Here is a 17,363-nt window from a genome sequence, read left to right on the forward strand (position 1 = left end):
TCAGCGGGCGCCTGCTGGATGACGGGTATCGGCTTTGTTGTTTCTCGCCTTGCTGGTCGTCGTGTCGTAGCCGCCGCTCAGGTTGGACGTACTTCGGGAACTGGCGCCATCGCTGTATCTCGTGTCGTAGCCACCGCTCAAGTTGGACGTGCTGCGCGAGTTCCGCCCATCGCTGTAAGTCGTGTCATAGCCGCCGCTCAGGTTGGATGTGCTCCGGGAGGTGGTGCCGTCGCTGTACCTCGTGTCCAAGCCACCGCTCAAGTTGGATGTGCTGCGCGAAGTCCGCCCGTCGCTGTACGTCGTGTCGTAGCCGCCGCTCAGGTTGGACGTGCTCCGCGAGGTAGTGCCGTCGTCATAGGTGCAGTCTTGCCCACCCGACAGATTGGACGTGCATCTTTCCGCCTGCGCGGTCGCGGCTGCGAACACGGCAAGCACGACGAAAGACAACATGGGTGCGATTTTCATTTTGATCCCTATGGCGTGGAGGCTGATGCCGTCACCGCCGCGTTGTTGTGCGGCGTGGCGACCACCATAGCGACTATTCCCGTGAGCGGATGCAGCGGTTTTGCGCAAAGCAATTTCAGCCGGTTTCGGGCCGGTTCAGTCGGTTTCCTGGCCTCATTTTCCGTACGCCCGCCCTGCCTGCCGGCGTAGCAATTCAATTGCTTCTGTTCTCGCCAAGCGCCGGCGACCGAGCAGTCGGCATGGCCATATTGATGCGACCTGGGGCAGCAGAGACCTGCGCCGACACAGGGCACGAGGTCATCAAGAAGTTGGGCAATATCATGAACAAGTGAGGTCCGGACAAAACCAGCATCCGTCCCTCCCCGCAGCGGTCCACGCGCCCGATACAATCACGGGCATGAATTCCGCAACGCAAAACACCGCCGCCGACGCCCACCCGGGCCACACCCCCATGATGCAGCAATACCTCCGCCTGAAGGCGGAGGCTGGCCCCTTGCTGCTGTTCTACCGCATGGGGGACTTCTATGAAATGTTCTACGAAGACGCGGAGCGCGGCGCGCGTCTGCTCAACCTGACGCTAACCAAGCGCGGCTCGTCCAACGGCACGCCGATCCCGATGGCCGGGCTGCCGGTGCACGCCATGGAGCAGTACCTGGCGCGGCTGGTCGCCATGGGCGAGTCCATCGCCATCTGCGAGCAGATCGGCGATCCGGCGACCTCCAAGGGACCGGTCGAGCGCCGCATCGTGCGCATCGTCACGCCCGGCACGTTGACGGACGACGCGCTGCTGCCGGCCAAGGCGGACCGCGCGTTGGCCGCGGTATTCGTCGGCGGCACGGCACGCGCGCCGCGCGCGGGGCTGGCCTGGCTGAACCTGGCCAGCGGCGAATTCCGCGTGACCGAATGCGCACCCGCGCAGCTGGAATCCGAACTGCACCGCATCGCGCCGGCCGAGATCGTCTGCGCCGAGAGCGCCGAATTCGACTTTCCCTTCGAAGGCGCCCGCGCCCGCGTGCCCGACTGGCACTTCGAAGGCGACAGCGCGCGCGCCCATCTGCTGGCGCACTTCAAGACCGACACGCTGGCGGGTTTCGACATCGAGGACATGCCGGCCGGCATCTGCGCCGCGGGCGCCCTGCTGCGCTATGCGGCCCGCACCCAGTCGCAGGCCCTGGCCCACGTGCAAAGCCTGTCGGCGGAGCGCCCCGGCCAGTACGTGCTGCTGGACCCGGTCACGCGCCGCAACCTGGAACTGACGCAGACGCTGTCCGGCGAAGATTCGCCGACGCTGTTCTCGCTGCTGGACGGCTGCCGCACGCCCATGGGCAGCCGGCTGCTGCGCCGCTGGCTGCACCATCCGCTGCGCGAGAACGAGCAGGCGCTGGCGCGCCAGCAAGCCATCTCGGCGCTGCTGGCGGGCCGCATGGACATGGAGCAGACCTTTGGCGCGGCCGGCTTTGGCGCGGCTGGATTTGGTTCGGCCGGCCTGCTGGAGTCCCTGCGCGGCGCGCTGAATGCCTTCCCCGACATCGAGCGCATCGCCGCCCGGCTGGCGCTGCGCTCGGTGCGACCGCGCGAACTGGCCAGCCTGCGCGACGCGCTGCAAGCCCTGCCGGCGCTGCGCGACCTGGTCGAGCCCATGGCGGACTCGCCGCGGCTGGGCGAACTGATCTCGCACCTGTCGGTGGATCCGGCCCTGGCCGCCCTGCTGGTGCGCGCCATCGCCGCCGAACCCGCTGTCGCCATCCGCGACGGCGGCGTGCTGGCTGCCGGTTTTGACGCGGAACTGGACGAACTGCGCGGCCTTGCCGCCGACGGCGGCGACTTCCTGGTGCAGCTGGAAGCGCGCGAACGCGAGCGCACCGGCATCAGCAATCTGCGCGTGGAGTTCAACCGCGTGCACGGCTTCTACATCGAAGTCACCAAGGGCCAGACTGCCAAGGTGCCGGAGGACTACCGCCGCCGCCAGACGCTGAAGAACGCCGAACGCTACATCACGCCTGAACTCAAGACCTGGGAAGACAAGGTGCTGTCGGCCCAGGACCGCGCGCTGGCGCGCGAGAAATGGCTGTTCGAGCAATTGCTGGACGTGCTGGCCGAACACGTGCGGCCGCTGTCGGACTGCGCCGCCGCGCTGGCCGAACTGGACGCGCTGGCCGCCCTGGCCGAACACGCCCGCCGCCACGACTGGATCGCGCCCGAATTGTCCGAGCAGGCCGACATCGACATCGAGGCCGGCCGCCACCCGGTGGTGGAACATGCCATCGAACGCTTCACGCCCAATGGCTGCCGGCTGGAGCCGGCGCGCCGCATGCTGTTGATCACCGGCCCGAACATGGGCGGTAAATCGACCTATATGCGGCAGGTGGCACTGATCGTGCTGCTGGCGCGCATCGGCAGCTTCGTGCCCGCGGCGCGCGCCCGCATCGGCAAGATCGACCGCATCTTCACCCGCATCGGCGCGGCCGACGACCTGGCGGGCGGCCGCTCGACCTTCATGATGGAAATGACCGAAGCGGCCGCCATCCTGTCGGCCAGCACGCCCAACAGTCTGGTGCTGATGGACGAGATCGGCCGCGGCACATCGACCTATGACGGCCTGGCACTGGCCTGGGCCATTGCTTGCCGCCTGCTGGCCCACAACCGCGCGCTGACGCTGTTCGCCACCCACTATTTCGAACTGACCCGCCTGCCCGCGGAACAGCCGGCCTCGGCCAACGTGCACCTGGCCGCGGCGGAATCAGCCGGCGGCATCGTATTCCTGCATGAAGTGCGCGAAGGCCCGGCCAGCCGCAGCTACGGGATCCAGGTGGCGCAGCGCGCGGGCGTGCCCGCCGCCGTGATCCGCCAGGCCACGCGCGAACTGGAACGCCTGGAAGCCCAGGGCGCCCCCACGCCGCAACTGGGCCTGTTCGCGGCCGCGGCGGACGCCGACGCCCAGGCCTATGCCGAAGCCGACCGCACCGACGACCTGGAAGCCCTGGACGCCCTGCGCGAGGAACTCGCCGCCGTCGACCCGGACAGCCTGACCCCGCGCGAAGCGCTGGACGCCCTCTACCGCCTGAAGAAGCACCTGCAATGAACCTCGACCATCCCTTGGCCCTGCTGGGCAATCAGAGCCCCAACGACTTCATGCGCCGCCATTGGCAGCGCAAGCCCTTGCTGATCCGCCAGGCCATTCCCGGATTCAAGCCTCCGCTCACGATCGCCGCCATCAAGAAGCTGGCGCGCCGCGACGACGTGGAGTCGCGCCTGATCTGGCGCGAAAACGGCGAATGGCAGATGGAGAACGGCCCCTTCGCACGCCTGCCCAAGGACAATGAAGGCGACTGGACCCTGCTGGTGCAAAGCGTGGACCTGCACAGCGACGCCGCATCTGAACTGATGCAGCTGTTCCGCTTCATCCCCGACGCGCGCCTGGACGACGTGATGATCAGCATCGCCAGCCACGGCGGCGGCGTGGGTCCGCACTTCGACAGCTACGACGTGTTCCTGCTGCAGGCGGCGGGCGAGCGCGAATGGCGTTATGGCCGCCAGAAGGACCTGTCGCTGGAACCAGGCCTGCCGCTGAAGATCCTGAGCCGATTCGAGCCCGAGGAAACCGCCGTGCTGGCCCCGGGCGACATGCTCTACCTGCCGCCGCAGGCCGCCCATGACGGCGTCGCCGTGGGCGACGGCTGCATGACCATCTCCATCGGCTTTCGCGCGCCCACGCAGGCGACGCTGGCGCGCGGGCTGCTGGAAGCGGCCGCGGACCAGGTCATGGCGCGCGTCGGCCTCCTGGGCGGCCCCTACGGCGAACCCGCCCTGCCCGGCCCCAAACTGTCCGCCGTCTATCGCGACCCCGGCCAGCCCGCCGTCGACACGCCCGCAGCCCTGCCGGACGCGCTGGTGGCCGCGACGCTGGAAACCGTGGAAAAGCTGCGCTTCGACGATGCGCTGGCCTCGCGCTTCCTGGGCTGCTGGCTGACCGAACCCAGCAACCTCAGCGTGTTCGACGCGCCCGAGGGCCTGGACGTGGACCTGGAAGAAGATTGGCCTGCCACCGGCAGGCTGGTGCTGGACCGCCGCAGCCGCATGCTGTATCGCGGCAAGCAGCTCTTCATCAATGGCGAGACCGCCATGACGCCGGCCGACGCCGCCTTGCGCACGCTGGCGGATGCTCGCAGCCTGGATTGCTCGGACCCGTCCTGCGCCCGCCTCACCGACGAAGCGCGCTCCTGCCTGGCGGACTGGTTGGACTCGGGCTGGATCCGCTACGAGTCTGCGTAGCATCCGGACACCCTCGCGTATCAGTCCTGTACAGAAGGAAATCAGGTCTGATACGCGGGACACATCAAGAAAGAGATAACACGAAGCTGAAAGGTTTGTTGCCGTTAGGATGCGACCTTTTTAACTTTCATACGCGTTGCGCTCGCGTGTTCCTGTAGCCTGACTTCTGGTTTCCCCTAATGGGGTTTCAAGAGTCGTCATCTACAGGAGTCTAAAAATGATGAGCAAAACCTTGATTATTGCTTCGGTGCTGGCCGTCGCGCTGAGCGCCTGCAACAAGAAGGAAGATGCCCCGGCGCCCGCGACCAACCCCGCTCCGGGCGCCAGCACGCCTGCCCCCACCACGACGCCCCCGGCCACCTCGCCGGCTCCGGCGCCCACGCCCAACACCACGCCGGGCGGCGGTTCGACCACCCCGGGCGGCTCGACCACGCCCGCGTCCTAATAAAAAAGCAGAGACGAACCCCCGCTCTGAGGACGCAAGAAAAAGCCCTGGCTGTTCGCAGCCAGGGCTTTTTTACGTCCAGATGCTTATAAGCAAGACACCGCAACCGCAGCGCATCGCGGCTCGGGGGTCGCGCGTCCCGCAGTCTGCAAAGCCCTTGCAAACCGCGCCCAAATAAAAAAGAGGCCCCAGCGGGGCCTCTCTTGCGCAGACCTGCGCATGAGCGCAGAACCGGGCCGGTCTTACATCTTGTCCTTCAGCACGCTCAGCAGGCGCTGGGCGGTGGCGCTGTTGTCGCGGGCGCCATTGGCATCCAGCACGGTCACCGTGGTCTGTTCGCCGCTGGCGGCCAGGTGGATGCGGTACTGGGGCGCCTCGGCCTTCTTGTCGCCCGAGAACATGCGGCTGAAGAAGCCCGGCTGCTCGATCTTCTCGCCCGTGTCGGTGTCGACATAGCGGACGAAGTAGTCGCCAGCGGAACGGTCGCGGTCGTCCACGGCGAAACCGCCGCCGTCCAGCGCCACGCCGACACGGCGCCATGCGCGGTCGAAGGATTCGCTGACGACGAGCGAGGCGCCTTGAGCGCGGACGTCCTGCTGCACGGCGGGCTTCTGCGGCGCGGCCTCGGCCTGCTGCACCAGCTTGCGGGCATTGTCGACGTCGGAACCCAGGTAGACCATCATGCGCGCCAGCATGGCGGCGTTCAGGCCCGGATCTTCCTTGCCGTTCTGCCATTGCACCTGGTTGCCGTCGGCGCCCACGCGCTTTTCCAGCATCTGGCGATGGCTGACGTAGACCTCGGTATGGCCGTTGACGCGTTCGACGCGGGTGCGGAATTTCTCGCGCTCGCCGCTATCCCAGGCCGATTCCAGGATCATGCCCAGCGCCTGGCGCAGCCAGCTTTCCGGAATCTTGGCGCGGTTTTCCGCCCAATCGGTTTCGATCAGGCCGGCGCTCGGGTTGTTGCTGGCCACGGTAAAGCCGCTTTCGGTCCAGAAGTCGACCAGACGCGGGAAGATGTCTTCAGGCGGACGATCCACCACCAGCCAGCGCAGGTCGCCGTCGCGCTCGACGCGCATGTCCTGGCGGCCGGGCAGCACGTTGCTGGTCTTCGGCTGGCTGGCTTGTGCCTGGCCCTGCTGCTGGAACTGCGAATAGGTGGTCGAGCCCGAAGCCGGCGCGCGGTAGCGCGGATCGGCGTTGGCCTGGGTCAGGTCGGGCGGGATGCTGAGAGGCTCTCCACGCTGGGTGACTGCGCTCTTGTAATTGACGGACTCTTCATTGCCCAGGAATTGATTGACCTCGCTGCAACCGGCCAACAACACCAGAGACATCAATGCCGACAAACCGGCATGACGCTTGTTCATACGTATCCTCACGATATTTAGAGCAGGCCCGTTTCCTGGAGCGCGGTACGCACGGTCGCGTGGTGCTGCGCTCCCAGTTCAACCAGCGGCAGCCGGTAGCCCAGTGCGCTGCGGCCCATTTCGGCCAACGCCCACTTGACAGGGATGGGGTTGGCTTCAACGAACAAAGCCTTGTTCAGACGCGCCAGGTACGCATTAAGTTCACGCACCTTAGGCACATTGCCAGCCAGGGCGGCGGCACAGAGCTCACGCATGAGCTTCGGCGCCACGTTGGCCGTGACGGAAATATTGCCACGCGCGCCCAGCAGGATCAGGGCGGCGGCGGTGGGATCATCGCCGCTGAAGACCTGGAAACTGGCTGGCGCTTCGCGCAACAGCAGGCCGCCGCGGGCGATGTCGCCCGTGGCGTCCTTGATGCCGATGATGCCCGGTACCTGCGCCAGGCGCAGGACCGTTTCGTTGCTCATGTCGGCAACGGTACGACCCGGCACGTTGTACAGGATGGTGGGCAGATCGACGGCTTCCGCGATGGTGCGGAAGTGGCGGTACAGGCCTTCTTGCGAGGGCTTGTTGTAATAGGGGACGACCGACAGGCCGGCCTGCGCGCCCACGGCCTTGGCGTGGCGCGTCAGGTGGATGGCTTCGTCGGTGGAGTTGGCGCCCACGCCGGCGATGACTGGAATGCGGCCCGCTGCGTGTTCGACTGCAACGCGGATCAGTTCCGCATGTTCTTCCATGGAGACCGTGGGCGACTCCCCGGTGGTGCCAACCACCACCAGCGCGTCGGTGCCTTCCTGGATATGCCAGTCGATCAGCGACCGGTAGGCAGCGTAGTCCAGGCTGCCATCGGGCTGCATGGGGGTGACCAGGGCCACCATGCTGCCTTGGAAATTAACGCCTGCGGCGGTTGCAGGGGATGCCATAAATGTAGGGCTCCAACACCCCGCGGCGGGATGCCCCGGGGCCAGAATCAATGAAACCGTTGAGTTTAACGGATATTGGCTGAAATCCTACAGAAACCACTGGACGATGGTCGTCCCAAGGGCGAGCACGGGGCGCATCAAAAGCCAGAGCACATCCGTCACCAGCAGGATGACAACGATCACCAGGCCATACGGCTCGATTTTCGAGTATTGCCAGGCCAGGCGGTTGGGCAGCAGGCTGAAGAGGATGCGTCCCCCGTCCAGCGGCAGGATGGGCAGCAGATTCAGGGCCATGAGCACCAGGTTGACGTTCACGCCGGCCACGGCCATTTCGAACCAGAACGATTCCTGCAGGCCGGACTCCAGGAAGATGCGCAGCGAAAACGCCCACAGCACCGCCATGAACAGGTTGGCGGCGGGGCCTGCCAGGGCCACCCACAGCATGTCCTGCTTGGGCCGGCGCAAACGGCCGAAATCCACCGGCACGGGCTTGGCCCAGCCGAACAGCATGCCCGGACTGCCCAGCAGCTTGGACGCCAGCAGGATCGCCACCGGCACCAGCAGCGTGCCGACCGGATCAATGTGCCGCGCGGGATTCAGGCTGATGCGCCCGGCCTCATAGGCCGTGGGATCCCCGAACATGCGCGCGACAAAGCCATGCGCGGCTTCGTGCAGGGTAATGGCGAAGATGACCGGTATCGCGTAGACCGCAATGGTTTGGATGATGTCATTCATGGCGAACCGGATTGTAGATGAGCCGCGAGCCGGCACGTGCCGGCCCGCAAGGCGACGCGGCCGGCGCGATCAGGCAAGACCCAGCGTGGCCGGGTCGCCGCGTCCCACGCGCACCACCACCGGCTCTTCGCTGGTGAGGTCGATCACGGTGGTCGGCGATTGCGGGCAGGCGCCCGCATCGATGATGGCCGCCAGGTCGTGGTCGTAGCGTTCGCGGATTTCTTCCGCGTCATTCAGCGCTTCGGCCTCGTCCTTGGGGATGAGCGTGGTGGACAGCAAAGGCGCCCCCACCTGATCCAGCAGGCCGAGCATGACGGGATGATCCGGCACGCGGATGCCGATGGTCTTGCGCGACGGATGCGAGACGCGGCGCGGCACTTCCTTGGTGGCTTCGAGGATGAAGGTCCAGGGCCCGGGTGTCGCAGCCTTCAGCAGGCGGTACTGGCGGTTGTCGACGCGCGCGAAGTGGCCGATTTCGGCCAGGTCGCGGCACAGCAGCGTGAGATGATGGCGTTCGTCCAGGCCCCGCAGGCGGCGCAGTCCGTCGGCGGCATTCTTGTCGTCCAGCCGCGCGACCACGGCATAGCTCGAATCGGTAGGCACCGCGACCAGCCCGCCATCGGCCAGCCATTGGGCCGCCTGCTTCAGCAGGCGCGGTTGCGGATTCGCGGGATGAATGGAGAAATACAGGGCCATGGGTTTATCCTAACACTCTTGAAGGCCGCTCAGTAAAGCGCGGCGATGCAAAATGGCGGGAACGCCGACCCGCCCGGAGAAACAGTATGCGCCTTGATGACTCGCGCGAAAGCGACAATGTGGAAGACCGCCGCTCAAGCGGCCCACGCATCGGCGGCCGCGGCACCATCGGCATAGGCACGATCGTGCTGGCCCTGGTCGCCATGTATTTCGGCGTGGATCCCAGCGTGGTCCTGCAGATGGCCGAAGGCCCGCCCGCGCAGCAACAGCAGGGGCCCGCCACGCGTCCGCCCGCCAACGATGCGCAGGCCATCTTCGTCTCGAAGGTGCTGGGCGAAACCGAAGACACCTGGAGCGCCATCTTCCAGAAGGACCTGAACCGCCAGTATGTGGCGCCCAAGCTGGTGCTGTTCCGCGGCGCCACGCCCACGGCCTGCGGCACCGGGCAATCGGCCATGGGGCCGTTCTACTGTCCGGGCGACAGCAAGGTCTACATCGACCTCGCCTTCTTCGACGAACTGCAGAACCGCTTCAAGGCGCCGGGCGATTTTGCCCAGGCCTATGTGATCGCCCATGAGGTCGGACATCATGTCCAGCACCTGCTCGGCATCTCGGACCAGGTGGATAATCTGCGCCGCCGCAATCCGTCCCAGGCCAATGCCTTGTCGGTGCGCATGGAATTGCAGGCCGACTGCTTCGCGGGCTTGTGGGCGCAACGCGCCAACGCGGCGCGCAACATCCTGGAAAGCGGCGACGTGGAAGAGGCGCTGGGCGCCGCCACCGCGATCGGCGACGACCGCCTGCAGAAGCAAAGCCAGGGCTATGCGGTGCCCGATTCCTTCACCCACGGATCGTCGGCCCAGCGCGTGCGCTGGTTCAAGCGCGGGCTGGAGAGCGGCAGCATCAAGCAATGCGACACCTTCGGCGCCACCTCGCTGTAGACGTGTGAGCGTCCGACGCCGCGCCGCTGCTTGCGCTGTACATCCATACAGCAAAAAGAGCGGCGCGGTCTTCATCTTGTAAGATGACGCCCCCTCGCAGTGTTGCGCGTGCGCCCGCCGCCGCGCCGCGCATGCCAGGCGCGCTGTCCGGCGCGCGCATTTACAAGACCCTAGATCAGTTCCATGGCCAACAAGTTCGAACCGTTAATCACCGTTGATGAGGTGCAAGAGATTCTTGCCGAACCCAAGGAAACCGTAAAACCGATCGCCTGGGCACCGAAGCCCGCCGCCAGCAATCTCCAATGGCTGGAATTCGCCTGTGCCTGCCGGGTCAAGGGCGACGTGCGCGAAGACGTGATCTTCCGCGCGATCTATCGCGGCGCGCGCACGGCCGTGCACGGCCAGGCCACCATCTTCCTGGCCGAGGCGTTCTGCGCCAGCCTCTTCGTGGGCCCGCACCGCGTGTTCGGCGTGGACACCGACGACTCCTTCCACACCAGCCTGGTGGGCGAAGGCCGGCCGCAGTACCGCAAGCCGCTTGCGGACCGCAGCCATGAACACATCTGGGTGGACGAAGGCGAAGGCTATGCCGAACCCATCGTGCCCGCCCTGCAAAATATCGGCGCGCTGATGCAGTACTTCCTGCCGCGGGCGAATCTGACGCTGACCGGCGGATTCGCGCATCCCCTCAAAGGCCGCCAAATCGAACTGATCCTATGAGCACTTTCCTGGAAGCCTCCGGCTGGACCGTCCTGCCGGCGGGCGAACACGCCATCCGCGCCATATCGCCCATGACGCTGGGCCTGGACGGACAGCACGCGGCCTTCTTCATCGCGCATCCCGACGAATCCACGTTCTACCTGACCGACGCCTGTGAGACCTCGATGCATGCGTCCAGCTACGGCATCGACCTGGCGGCCAAGCGCATCGACATCCTGAACGAAACCCCGGGCGTCAGCTTGGCGCATTTCGACCGCGACGGCGCCATCGTCGCGTCCGGCCCCAATGAGCAGTTGCAGGAAGCCCTGTGGGATGCGGTCAAGCTGGCGATGGCGCTGTCGTTCCAATGCGCCAAGTGGATGCCCAAGTTCAGCCAGCTGCGGTTCCGTGCGCTGGTCGGACGGGCGCTGGCGGCAGGCGTGGGCGCGAACCGCATGGTCAAGGGCGCGCGCGCCAAGGGCAGCAGCGGCCACACGGCGGATTTCGCCTTCGCCGTGCGCGCAGCCAGCAGCACCGCGCTGACATACATCGAGCCCATCGCCCTGAAGGCCGGCAAGAAAATGGATTGGACGCAGGTCTACCAGACCCACGGCAAGATGTCGGACGTGAAGATGGCGGACGCGCGTAACTCGCGCATGGTCATCCTGGAGGATGGCGCCTCGGCCGAGGAGTTCAAGAAGGCCGTGACCATCCTGGAACAGTCGGCGAGCGTGCAGACGCTGGCCAAGACGCGCGATTGGCGGGAAGTCTTTTCCGGCTAGGCCAGCGTCAGGCTGGCATGTTGGTCAGGCCGTCGACGATTTCGCGGCCATGCAGGATGGCAGCATGCACCGCTTCGCGCGGACTGTAGACAAAACCGCCCTCGGCAAAGCGCGGGACCGGATATTCGTCGCCGCCTTCGAGCACGGCGCCTGCCTGGACCACCATCACTGACGCAATAAATACGGGGCCGCTGGATTGCGCCTGAACCTCGGCGTCTGCGCCCCGGGACACTTTGGCCGTCAGCCGGTATCCCTTGTAGATCAAATTGTTCTGATGCACTTCGGATGCCCTCTTTGTGCGACCCAGCATACCCTGGCTGTCTATGACAGTTCGGATATGTTTTGTAACGCAGGCAGAAAATAGAAACACTGTTGCACCGCAAGAATTATGTCCCCATTTTCTGCGGCCGGTGCGCATGGGATCTGCCTGCACCGCATGGCGAGGCCTGACGCGGCTTGCGGCGCGATGTGGGCCGCAGTTACCCGCCACTCCCGCATCGGCTCACGGGGATTTCCCTAGATCTGTTGCATATGCACACCTTGTCGCATGTCCATGCCGGTCGCGCCGCCGCTACGCGGCGACATGCAGCCCCCGCTGCGCAGCGCCCGCGGCGGGCTGCTCATCGGCCTGGCCGAAAAAGGCGGGAAACTGCTTTTCGCCCTTTTTCGTGACGCCCAAGGCGCGCGAATCCAGAGCCTTGCTGATCCAGCCGCGGCGCGTCAGCGCATCCAGCAGGGCCGCGCCCAAAGCGCCGCCGAGGTGCGAACGACGTTCGCTCCAATCCAGGCAGGAACACGCGAAACGCCGCCGACCTTGGCGCGCCTGCGCCACGTCCACGCCTATCTGCGCCAGCGCCGCTTCGCCCAGGGGCGTCAACACGTAGTCGCGCCCGTCCGCCGCCAGCCACTGGCGCGACAGCATGGCGTCGTGGATGCGCACGGCCAGCGTGCCCGCCATGTGGTCGTAGCAGGTGCGCGCCTCGCGCAGCGCGGAAGGCGTACTCGGCTTGAACGGCACCCGTTCGGCGCCGGCCACCACCAGCAGGGCCTCCAGCGCATGTCCGACCTCGCTGTTCGCCAGGCGGTAATAGCGGTGCTTGCCCTGCACGGCCATTTCCACCAGGCCCTGCTCCCGCAAACGCTGGAAATGGCTGCTGGCCGTGGAGGCGCCGATGTCGGCAGCGGCGGCCAGTTCGGTCGCCGTGCGGGCGCGGCCATCCAGCAGCACGCACAGCATGCGCGCGCGCGCCGGGTCGGCGATGGCGCCCGCCACGGCGGAAAGACTGATGTCGGCGAACTCGGATTCCATGATTCGCTCCAGGCCAAAGTGTTGTGTGCAGATTCAAGCATACTGCCACTCAACACAACAAGACAGCCGGCCCCCCCATGCGCGCATCCCGGAAATTCTTCGGCTGGACCGTTCTTTGCGCCACCTTCGCGCTGGCGGTCTTCGGTTGGGGCGTCGGCTTCTACGGCCCGCCCGTGTTCCTGCACGCGGTGGCGCAGCGCACCGGCTGGGGAGTGGCCCTGGTGTCCGGCGCCGTCACCCTGCACTTTCTTTGCGGCACCGTGGTGGTTGCCAATCTGCCTCGCCTGTACCGGCGCTGCGGCGTGCCCGCGGTAACGCTGGGCGGCGCCGTGCTGCTGGCGCTGGGCGTGGGCGGCTGGGCCACGGCCGCGCAACCCTGGCAGTTGTATGCCTCCGCGCTGTTCTCGGGCATGGGCTGGGTGACGCTGGGCGCCGCAGCCGTCAACGCGTTGATCTCGCCCTGGTTCGTGCGCCAACGGCCCGCCGCGCTGGGCATGGCTTACAACGGCGCCAGCGTCGGCGGCATCGTCTTTTCGCCCTTGTGGGTCTACTTGATCAGCCACGCAGGATTCGCCCAGGCGGCCTTGTGGGTAGGCGTGGCGATGGTGGCGGTGATCGCCGTGCTTGCGTGCAAGGTTTTTGCCGTTACGCCGCAACAGCTCGGGCAGCATCCCGACGGCGCCTTGGGGCCAACCCAGGCGCCAGCGGCGGCCATAAGCGCCGCAACGCCTGCGCCGGTGGTGGACCTGTGGCGCAACCGGCCCTTTCTTACTTTGGCCGCCGGCATGGCATTGGGCTTGTTCGCCCAGATCGGTCTGATCGCGCATCTGCTGTCCCTGCTGGCGCCGCTGCTGGGCGCGCAAACCGCCGGCCTGGCCATGGGAATGGCGACGGCCGCGGCCATCGGCGGGCGCACGCTGGTGGGATGGTTGATGCCCGCCGGCGCAGACCGGCGCAAAGTCGCTTGCGTGGCTTACGCCATCCAGATCGCCGGGTCGCTGGTCCTGATGCTGGCCGCTGAACACGCCTGGGCCATCTGGCTGGGCGTGTTGCTGTTCGGCTCAGGCATAGGGAATGCGACCTCGTTGCCGCCGCTGATCGCGCAGACCGAATTCGCCCGCGAGGACACGCAGCGCGTGGTGCCGCTGATCGTCGCCATGTCGCAAGGCGCCTACGCTTTCGCGCCGGCGCTGTTCGGCCTGCTGCGGGCATGGTCGGAACAGGCCGGACAGCCGCTGCTCTGGTTCCTGGCCTTGGCAGCCAGCCTGCAGGCCGCCGCCATCGTCAGTTTTGCCCTGGGGCGGACTACTCCAGCCCGCCCCGGCGGGCAACCAGCCCGGCCATGACCGCATCGCCGTTTTCACCCGCCAGGCCTTCCGCCACGCCACGCCGGTCGGCAACCGTGCGGTTCTGGCTGACCTTCCATTTGCCTTCGATGCGCGTGATGGGAATCTCCACGCCCACGATGGCGCGCATCTGCGCCGCGATGAAATCCTCCGGCGCGTCGGCCACGCGCCAAGGCTGCGCGCGCGCTTTTTCCTGGCTGGCGGTCAGCGCATCGAGCTGCGCGCGCAGCCAGGCCGGATCGTCCTGGACCTCCGGCGTGCCCCACACATGCACGGCGACGAAATTCCACGTAGGCACGACCTTGTGCGTCTCGGCCTTGGTCGGATACCAGGACGGCGTGACGTAGGCCTGCGGCCCATGGAAAACGGCCAGGCATTCCCGCCCCGACGCCAGGTCGGCAAGCTGCGGATTGGCGCGGGCCACATGCAGGCGCAGCACGCCATGCGGCCCCTCGGGATACAGCAGACAGGGGATGTGGTTCGCCATCAGCCCGCCCTCCCCGCTGGTCGTGAGCACCGCAAGGGGATGGGCGCGGATGAAATCATGCTGGACTTCGAGCGAGTCTTCTCGAAAGGCGGACGGCAGGTACATGGCGGATTCGGCGGTAGCGGGTAAAACCACAACATACCGCCATCGTGGCTCCATTTCCAGGACCAGCTCAGGTTCTTTTCATGGAGCCAGAAGCATCATGCCGGCAGCCGCTTTTCCAGCAGGATGGTGGTGAAGCCGCTATCCCACTCGTCATCGGGATAGGTCTCGATTTCGGCGTAGCCGTGCTTGCGGTAGAAGTGGCGGCTCCGCTGGTTGAAGGAGTCCGTCTCGAGCCGCGCGCGCCCGAATCCTGCGTCGCGGATGGCGGCTTCCATCCATGCCAGCAAGGCGCCGCCGACGCCCTGGCCCTGCCTTGCGGGGTGCACATGCAAGGCCCGGATGAAGTCGTTCTCCCAGTCCGCCATGCCCGCCGGCACGCCGTCGATCTCGCACACCATGAAGAGGTTTCCCCTTGTGCGCACGTACCCGGCCGTCTTGCCGCTGGCGCGGAACTGCCGGTCCCTTTCCGCCGTCATCTCGGGCATCCATGTGCCTTCGTAGGTGCGCATCAGCAGGTCTTCCAGCAACGCTGCATCCTCGGGCCGGGCCAGCCTGATCATGAATTTCTGTAGTTGGTCCGTCATGCGCGGCAGTGTAGCAATGCGCGCCGTGGCCTCGAAGCAGATGCGCGCGCGGCTATCGTCGCACGCGTTCGTACGCCTGGTTCATGCGGTCGCGCGCCCCGGTTTCATTGGCGTAGGCGCGGTCGTAAGTGTCCAGGCAATCCTGTGTGGGATTCGGCCACTTGATCGCGGCGATTGCGGCGGTGAGCTCATCGCGGGTCCGCTGCCAGTCCTTGACGGCGGCATACCACTGCTTGGCGGTGTCCATAGTTGTCTCCCTATGTTCACTCGTCCATCGTAGTCCCGCGGCGGCATCTTGCGGCAGCTATTACGGCCTACCCGGCACGGCGCTTCCGCTTGCCCAAAACAGCACCCGCTTTTCCCAAAATGGAATTCTGCTTTCCGGCGGAACAGGAGTTTCATCCTGGCCGTAGCGGCAAAACCGGATCGGAATGGAGCAATAATTGGCCCGCCCCCGGCGCGCGTGCGGCCCTTTCCGCCCGCCGCGCCGAGCCTCACTTTCAGGAAAAGAGAAGAACATGAAGATCCGCCTCGCTCTGGCCGCCTGCTGTGCCGTGATCGGCCTTGCCGGCTGCAGCAACCTGCCCAAGCCGCAGAACTACTCCACCTCCCTGGGCGAAAACCAAAGCCGCCTCAAGCAGGATCCCGACTGGAGCGCCGGCATGGTCTGGGTGCGGCCCGGTCCGCCCATCGCCAGCCAGTATCAGAAAAAGCTCATCCTGGAACCGGTGCAATACATTCAAGGCGACCGGCCGGACGAACTGGACATGAAGGGCGACAGCGCCATGCGCGAGCGCGCGCTGGCCTACCTGAACGAGGCGCTCCGGCGCGAGTTCGAACAGGCCGGCTATCAACTGCTGACGCGGCCCGCACCGCACGCGCTGCGCCTGAGCGCCGCCATCACCGGCACGTTCCGCAACGACCGCGACCCCAGGATGATGGAATACATCCCCATCGGCTTCGTGATCGGCCAGACCGTCAAAGCGGCCGGCTACCGCGACCAGTCCGCGCGCCTGCTGCTCGAAGCCGCCCTGCGCGACGCCAATACCAACGAGTTGCTCATCACCTCGCTGGGCACCGTCACGGGCGGCAATCTGCCCGCGGATCGCAAGCCCACCGCGGACGACGTGCGCAGCGCCATCGACGACTGGGCGCTCCACGCACGCGAGCAGTTCGACCGCATCTGGCAGGAAGACCGGCCGGAAGCCGGCTAGCGCGCGCGCCCACACCACGGGGAGCGTCCTGTCAGTGTTGAGAGGTTCTGATCCGTCAGGGCGGAACATAAAGGGCTGGAGTGGGTCGAATTCATCGTTTTTTCACCAGAAAATCACGATGTGATGAATATTGACGTCAACCCTCACTTACCCAGCGCCACGGCTAATGCTACTGTTCCGCCTGTGCAAGGAGTACATGCAATGGATCAGAAAACCAAGCCCTGGGCTTTTCCCAAGCCGCATCCGGAAAATACCCCGCGGGGCGAACGCAACAAACAGGAGTTCGACGCTCCCGTCCAAGACCCCAAACCCGCGGCCAAGCCGCGCGCCAAGAAGGAGACGCCGGCTGCCAGCCGGGCCCGCACATGAGCCCGGCGCCATGGGCGCGCGCCGCCACGACGGCCATACTGTCCGCGCTTTCCCTGGCTGCAGCAGCGACCGACGACGTCCAGACGGGCGACCTGGTTTTCCAGCAATCCCGCTCTGCGCAAAGCCTGGCCATCCAACAGGCTACGCATTCGCCATATAGCCACATGGGCATGATCGTCATGCGCCAGGGCCGCCCCCACGTGCTGGAGGCCGCGGCCAGCGTCGGCTACACGCCACTCGGACAATGGGCCGCGCAAGGCGAACGCGGCCACTACGTGGTCAAGCGCCTGCACGACGATGCGCGGCTCACGCCGGCCGCACGGACACAGCTGGCAAACGCCGGCGCCGCGTTCCTGGGCAAGCCTTACGATCTGGTGTTTGCCTGGTCGGACGACAGGATCTACTGCTCGGAATTGGTCTGGAAGGTTTATCAGCGCGCGCTGGGCGTGGAAATCGGGGCGCTCGCGCCGCTCAAGCGCTTCGACCTTTCTTCCCCGGCGGTGCGTGCCAAGATGCAGGAACGCTACGGGCGGGACATCCCCTGGGATGAGCCCATCATTTCGCCTGCCGCCATGTTCGATTCTCCCCTGCTCCGGACGGTGGCCGAACGCTAGCGGCACAGAC

20 protein-coding genes are annotated in these 17,363 nt (G+C 66.2%); 10 read left to right on the plus strand and 10 right to left on the minus strand.

Features of this window, described 5'->3' with window-relative positions:
- Positions 1-465, minus strand: a complete 465-nt coding sequence (locus IPU70_RS15165; protein WP_242702509.1) for a hypothetical protein — start codon at positions 463-465, stop codon at positions 1-3.
- 397 nt (positions 466-862) lie between these two features.
- Between IPU70_RS15165 and mutS the strand changes: the two genes are divergently transcribed.
- The 3 genes from mutS (at position 863) to IPU70_RS15180 (ending at position 5,182) form a co-directional block, all read left to right on the plus strand.
- Positions 863-3,547 (plus strand): DNA mismatch repair protein MutS, encoded by a 2,685-nt coding sequence (mutS, locus tag IPU70_RS15170; protein ID WP_371818952.1) that lies wholly within the window; start codon positions 863-865, stop codon positions 3,545-3,547.
- A complete protein-coding gene (locus IPU70_RS15175; RefSeq protein ID WP_207468372.1) occupies positions 3,544-4,737 on the plus strand; it encodes a cupin domain-containing protein in 1,194 nt (397 codons plus the stop codon). The genes mutS and IPU70_RS15175 overlap by 4 nt, the downstream gene beginning before the upstream one ends.
- Positions 4,738-4,954: 217 nt before the next feature.
- On the plus strand, positions 4,955-5,182 hold the full coding sequence (locus IPU70_RS15180) for a hypothetical protein (protein WP_013395215.1): 228 nt from the start codon (positions 4,955-4,957) through the stop codon (positions 5,180-5,182).
- Positions 5,183-5,424: 242 nt separating this feature from the next.
- On the opposite strand, the gene bamC is transcribed toward IPU70_RS15180, so the two are convergent.
- The 4 genes from bamC to IPU70_RS15200 all read right to left on the minus strand — a co-directional run bounded on the left by bamC (position 5,425) and on the right by IPU70_RS15200 (position 8,903).
- Positions 5,425-6,549, minus strand: a complete 1,125-nt coding sequence (gene bamC, locus IPU70_RS15185) for an outer membrane protein assembly factor BamC (protein ID WP_207468373.1) — start codon at positions 6,547-6,549, stop codon at positions 5,425-5,427.
- Positions 6,550-6,566: 17 nt separating this feature from the next.
- Positions 6,567-7,472: a 4-hydroxy-tetrahydrodipicolinate synthase gene (dapA, locus tag IPU70_RS15190; RefSeq protein WP_207468375.1), complete on the minus strand. Its 906-nt coding sequence runs from the start codon at positions 7,470-7,472 to the stop codon at positions 6,567-6,569.
- 87 nt (positions 7,473-7,559) lie between these two features.
- Positions 7,560-8,207, minus strand: a complete 648-nt coding sequence (locus tag IPU70_RS15195; RefSeq protein WP_207468377.1) for a site-2 protease family protein — start codon at positions 8,205-8,207, stop codon at positions 7,560-7,562.
- A gap of 69 nt (positions 8,208-8,276) precedes the next feature.
- On the minus strand, positions 8,277-8,903 hold the full coding sequence (locus tag IPU70_RS15200) for an L-threonylcarbamoyladenylate synthase (protein ID WP_207468379.1): 627 nt from the start codon (positions 8,901-8,903) through the stop codon (positions 8,277-8,279).
- An 86-nt stretch (positions 8,904-8,989) separates the two neighbouring features.
- On the opposite strand from IPU70_RS15200, the gene IPU70_RS15205 reads away from it, so the two are divergent.
- The 3 genes from IPU70_RS15205 (at position 8,990) to IPU70_RS15215 (ending at position 11,325) form a co-directional block, all read left to right on the plus strand.
- On the plus strand, positions 8,990-9,844 hold the full coding sequence (locus IPU70_RS15205; protein ID WP_207468381.1) for a neutral zinc metallopeptidase: 855 nt from the start codon (positions 8,990-8,992) through the stop codon (positions 9,842-9,844).
- 183 nt (positions 9,845-10,027) lie between these two features.
- Positions 10,028-10,564, plus strand: coding sequence for a hypothetical protein (locus IPU70_RS15210; protein WP_207468383.1), 537 nt, complete (start codon positions 10,028-10,030; stop codon positions 10,562-10,564).
- Positions 10,561-11,325 (plus strand): DUF1828 domain-containing protein, encoded by a 765-nt coding sequence (locus IPU70_RS15215; RefSeq protein ID WP_207468384.1) that lies wholly within the window; start codon positions 10,561-10,563, stop codon positions 11,323-11,325. The genes IPU70_RS15210 and IPU70_RS15215 overlap by 4 nt, the downstream gene beginning before the upstream one ends.
- Positions 11,326-11,332: 7 nt before the next feature.
- Here the strand turns inward: IPU70_RS15215 and IPU70_RS15220 are convergent, their stop codons facing one another.
- Positions 11,333-11,605, minus strand: a complete 273-nt coding sequence (locus tag IPU70_RS15220) for a hypothetical protein (RefSeq protein ID WP_041655905.1) — start codon at positions 11,603-11,605, stop codon at positions 11,333-11,335.
- 291 nt (positions 11,606-11,896) lie between these two features.
- On the minus strand, positions 11,897-12,634 hold the full coding sequence (locus tag IPU70_RS15225; protein WP_207468387.1) for a helix-turn-helix transcriptional regulator: 738 nt from the start codon (positions 12,632-12,634) through the stop codon (positions 11,897-11,899).
- Positions 12,635-12,711: 77 nt separating this feature from the next.
- Between IPU70_RS15225 and IPU70_RS15230 the strand changes: the two genes are divergently transcribed.
- Positions 12,712-13,980: an MFS transporter gene (locus IPU70_RS15230; RefSeq protein WP_207468388.1), complete on the plus strand. Its 1,269-nt coding sequence runs from the start codon at positions 12,712-12,714 to the stop codon at positions 13,978-13,980.
- On the opposite strand, the gene IPU70_RS15235 is transcribed toward IPU70_RS15230, so the two are convergent.
- From IPU70_RS15235 to IPU70_RS15245, 3 genes are all read right to left on the minus strand, one after another.
- Entirely contained in the window at positions 13,940-14,572 is a 633-nt protein-coding gene (locus IPU70_RS15235) for an FMN-binding negative transcriptional regulator (RefSeq protein WP_207468511.1), read from the minus strand. The two genes, IPU70_RS15230 and IPU70_RS15235, sit on opposite strands and share 41 nt — an antisense overlap.
- A 95-nt stretch (positions 14,573-14,667) precedes the next feature.
- Positions 14,668-15,156, minus strand: a complete 489-nt coding sequence (locus IPU70_RS15240) for a GNAT family N-acetyltransferase (protein WP_207468389.1) — start codon at positions 15,154-15,156, stop codon at positions 14,668-14,670.
- Between the two features lie 52 nt (positions 15,157-15,208).
- Positions 15,209-15,403, minus strand: a complete 195-nt coding sequence (locus IPU70_RS15245; RefSeq protein ID WP_207468390.1) for a hypothetical protein — start codon at positions 15,401-15,403, stop codon at positions 15,209-15,211.
- Between the two features lie 271 nt (positions 15,404-15,674).
- Between IPU70_RS15245 and IPU70_RS15250 the strand changes: the two genes are divergently transcribed.
- From IPU70_RS15250 to IPU70_RS15260, 3 genes are all read left to right on the plus strand, one after another.
- The gene (locus IPU70_RS15250) at positions 15,675-16,370 is read left to right on the plus strand and encodes a DUF3313 domain-containing protein (RefSeq protein ID WP_207468391.1); all 696 of its coding nucleotides are present in this window, start codon (positions 15,675-15,677) and stop codon (positions 16,368-16,370) included.
- Between the two features lie 201 nt (positions 16,371-16,571).
- Positions 16,572-16,739 carry a hypothetical protein gene (locus IPU70_RS15255; protein ID WP_207468392.1) on the plus strand — a complete coding sequence of 56 codons (168 nt, stop codon included), beginning with the start codon at positions 16,572-16,574 and terminating at the stop codon, positions 16,737-16,739.
- Complete coding sequence (locus tag IPU70_RS15260; protein ID WP_207468393.1) at positions 16,736-17,353, plus strand: YiiX family permuted papain-like enzyme; 618 nt, start codon at positions 16,736-16,738, stop codon at positions 17,351-17,353. Before IPU70_RS15255 ends, IPU70_RS15260 begins: the two co-directional genes overlap by 4 nt.
- Positions 17,354-17,363 lie beyond the last annotated feature (10 nt).

The sequence above is a fragment of the Achromobacter sp. SD115 genome, from assembly GCF_017355315.1.
GTDB classification, from domain to species: Bacteria; Pseudomonadota; Gammaproteobacteria; order Burkholderiales; family Burkholderiaceae_B; genus Achromobacter; species Achromobacter xylosoxidans_B.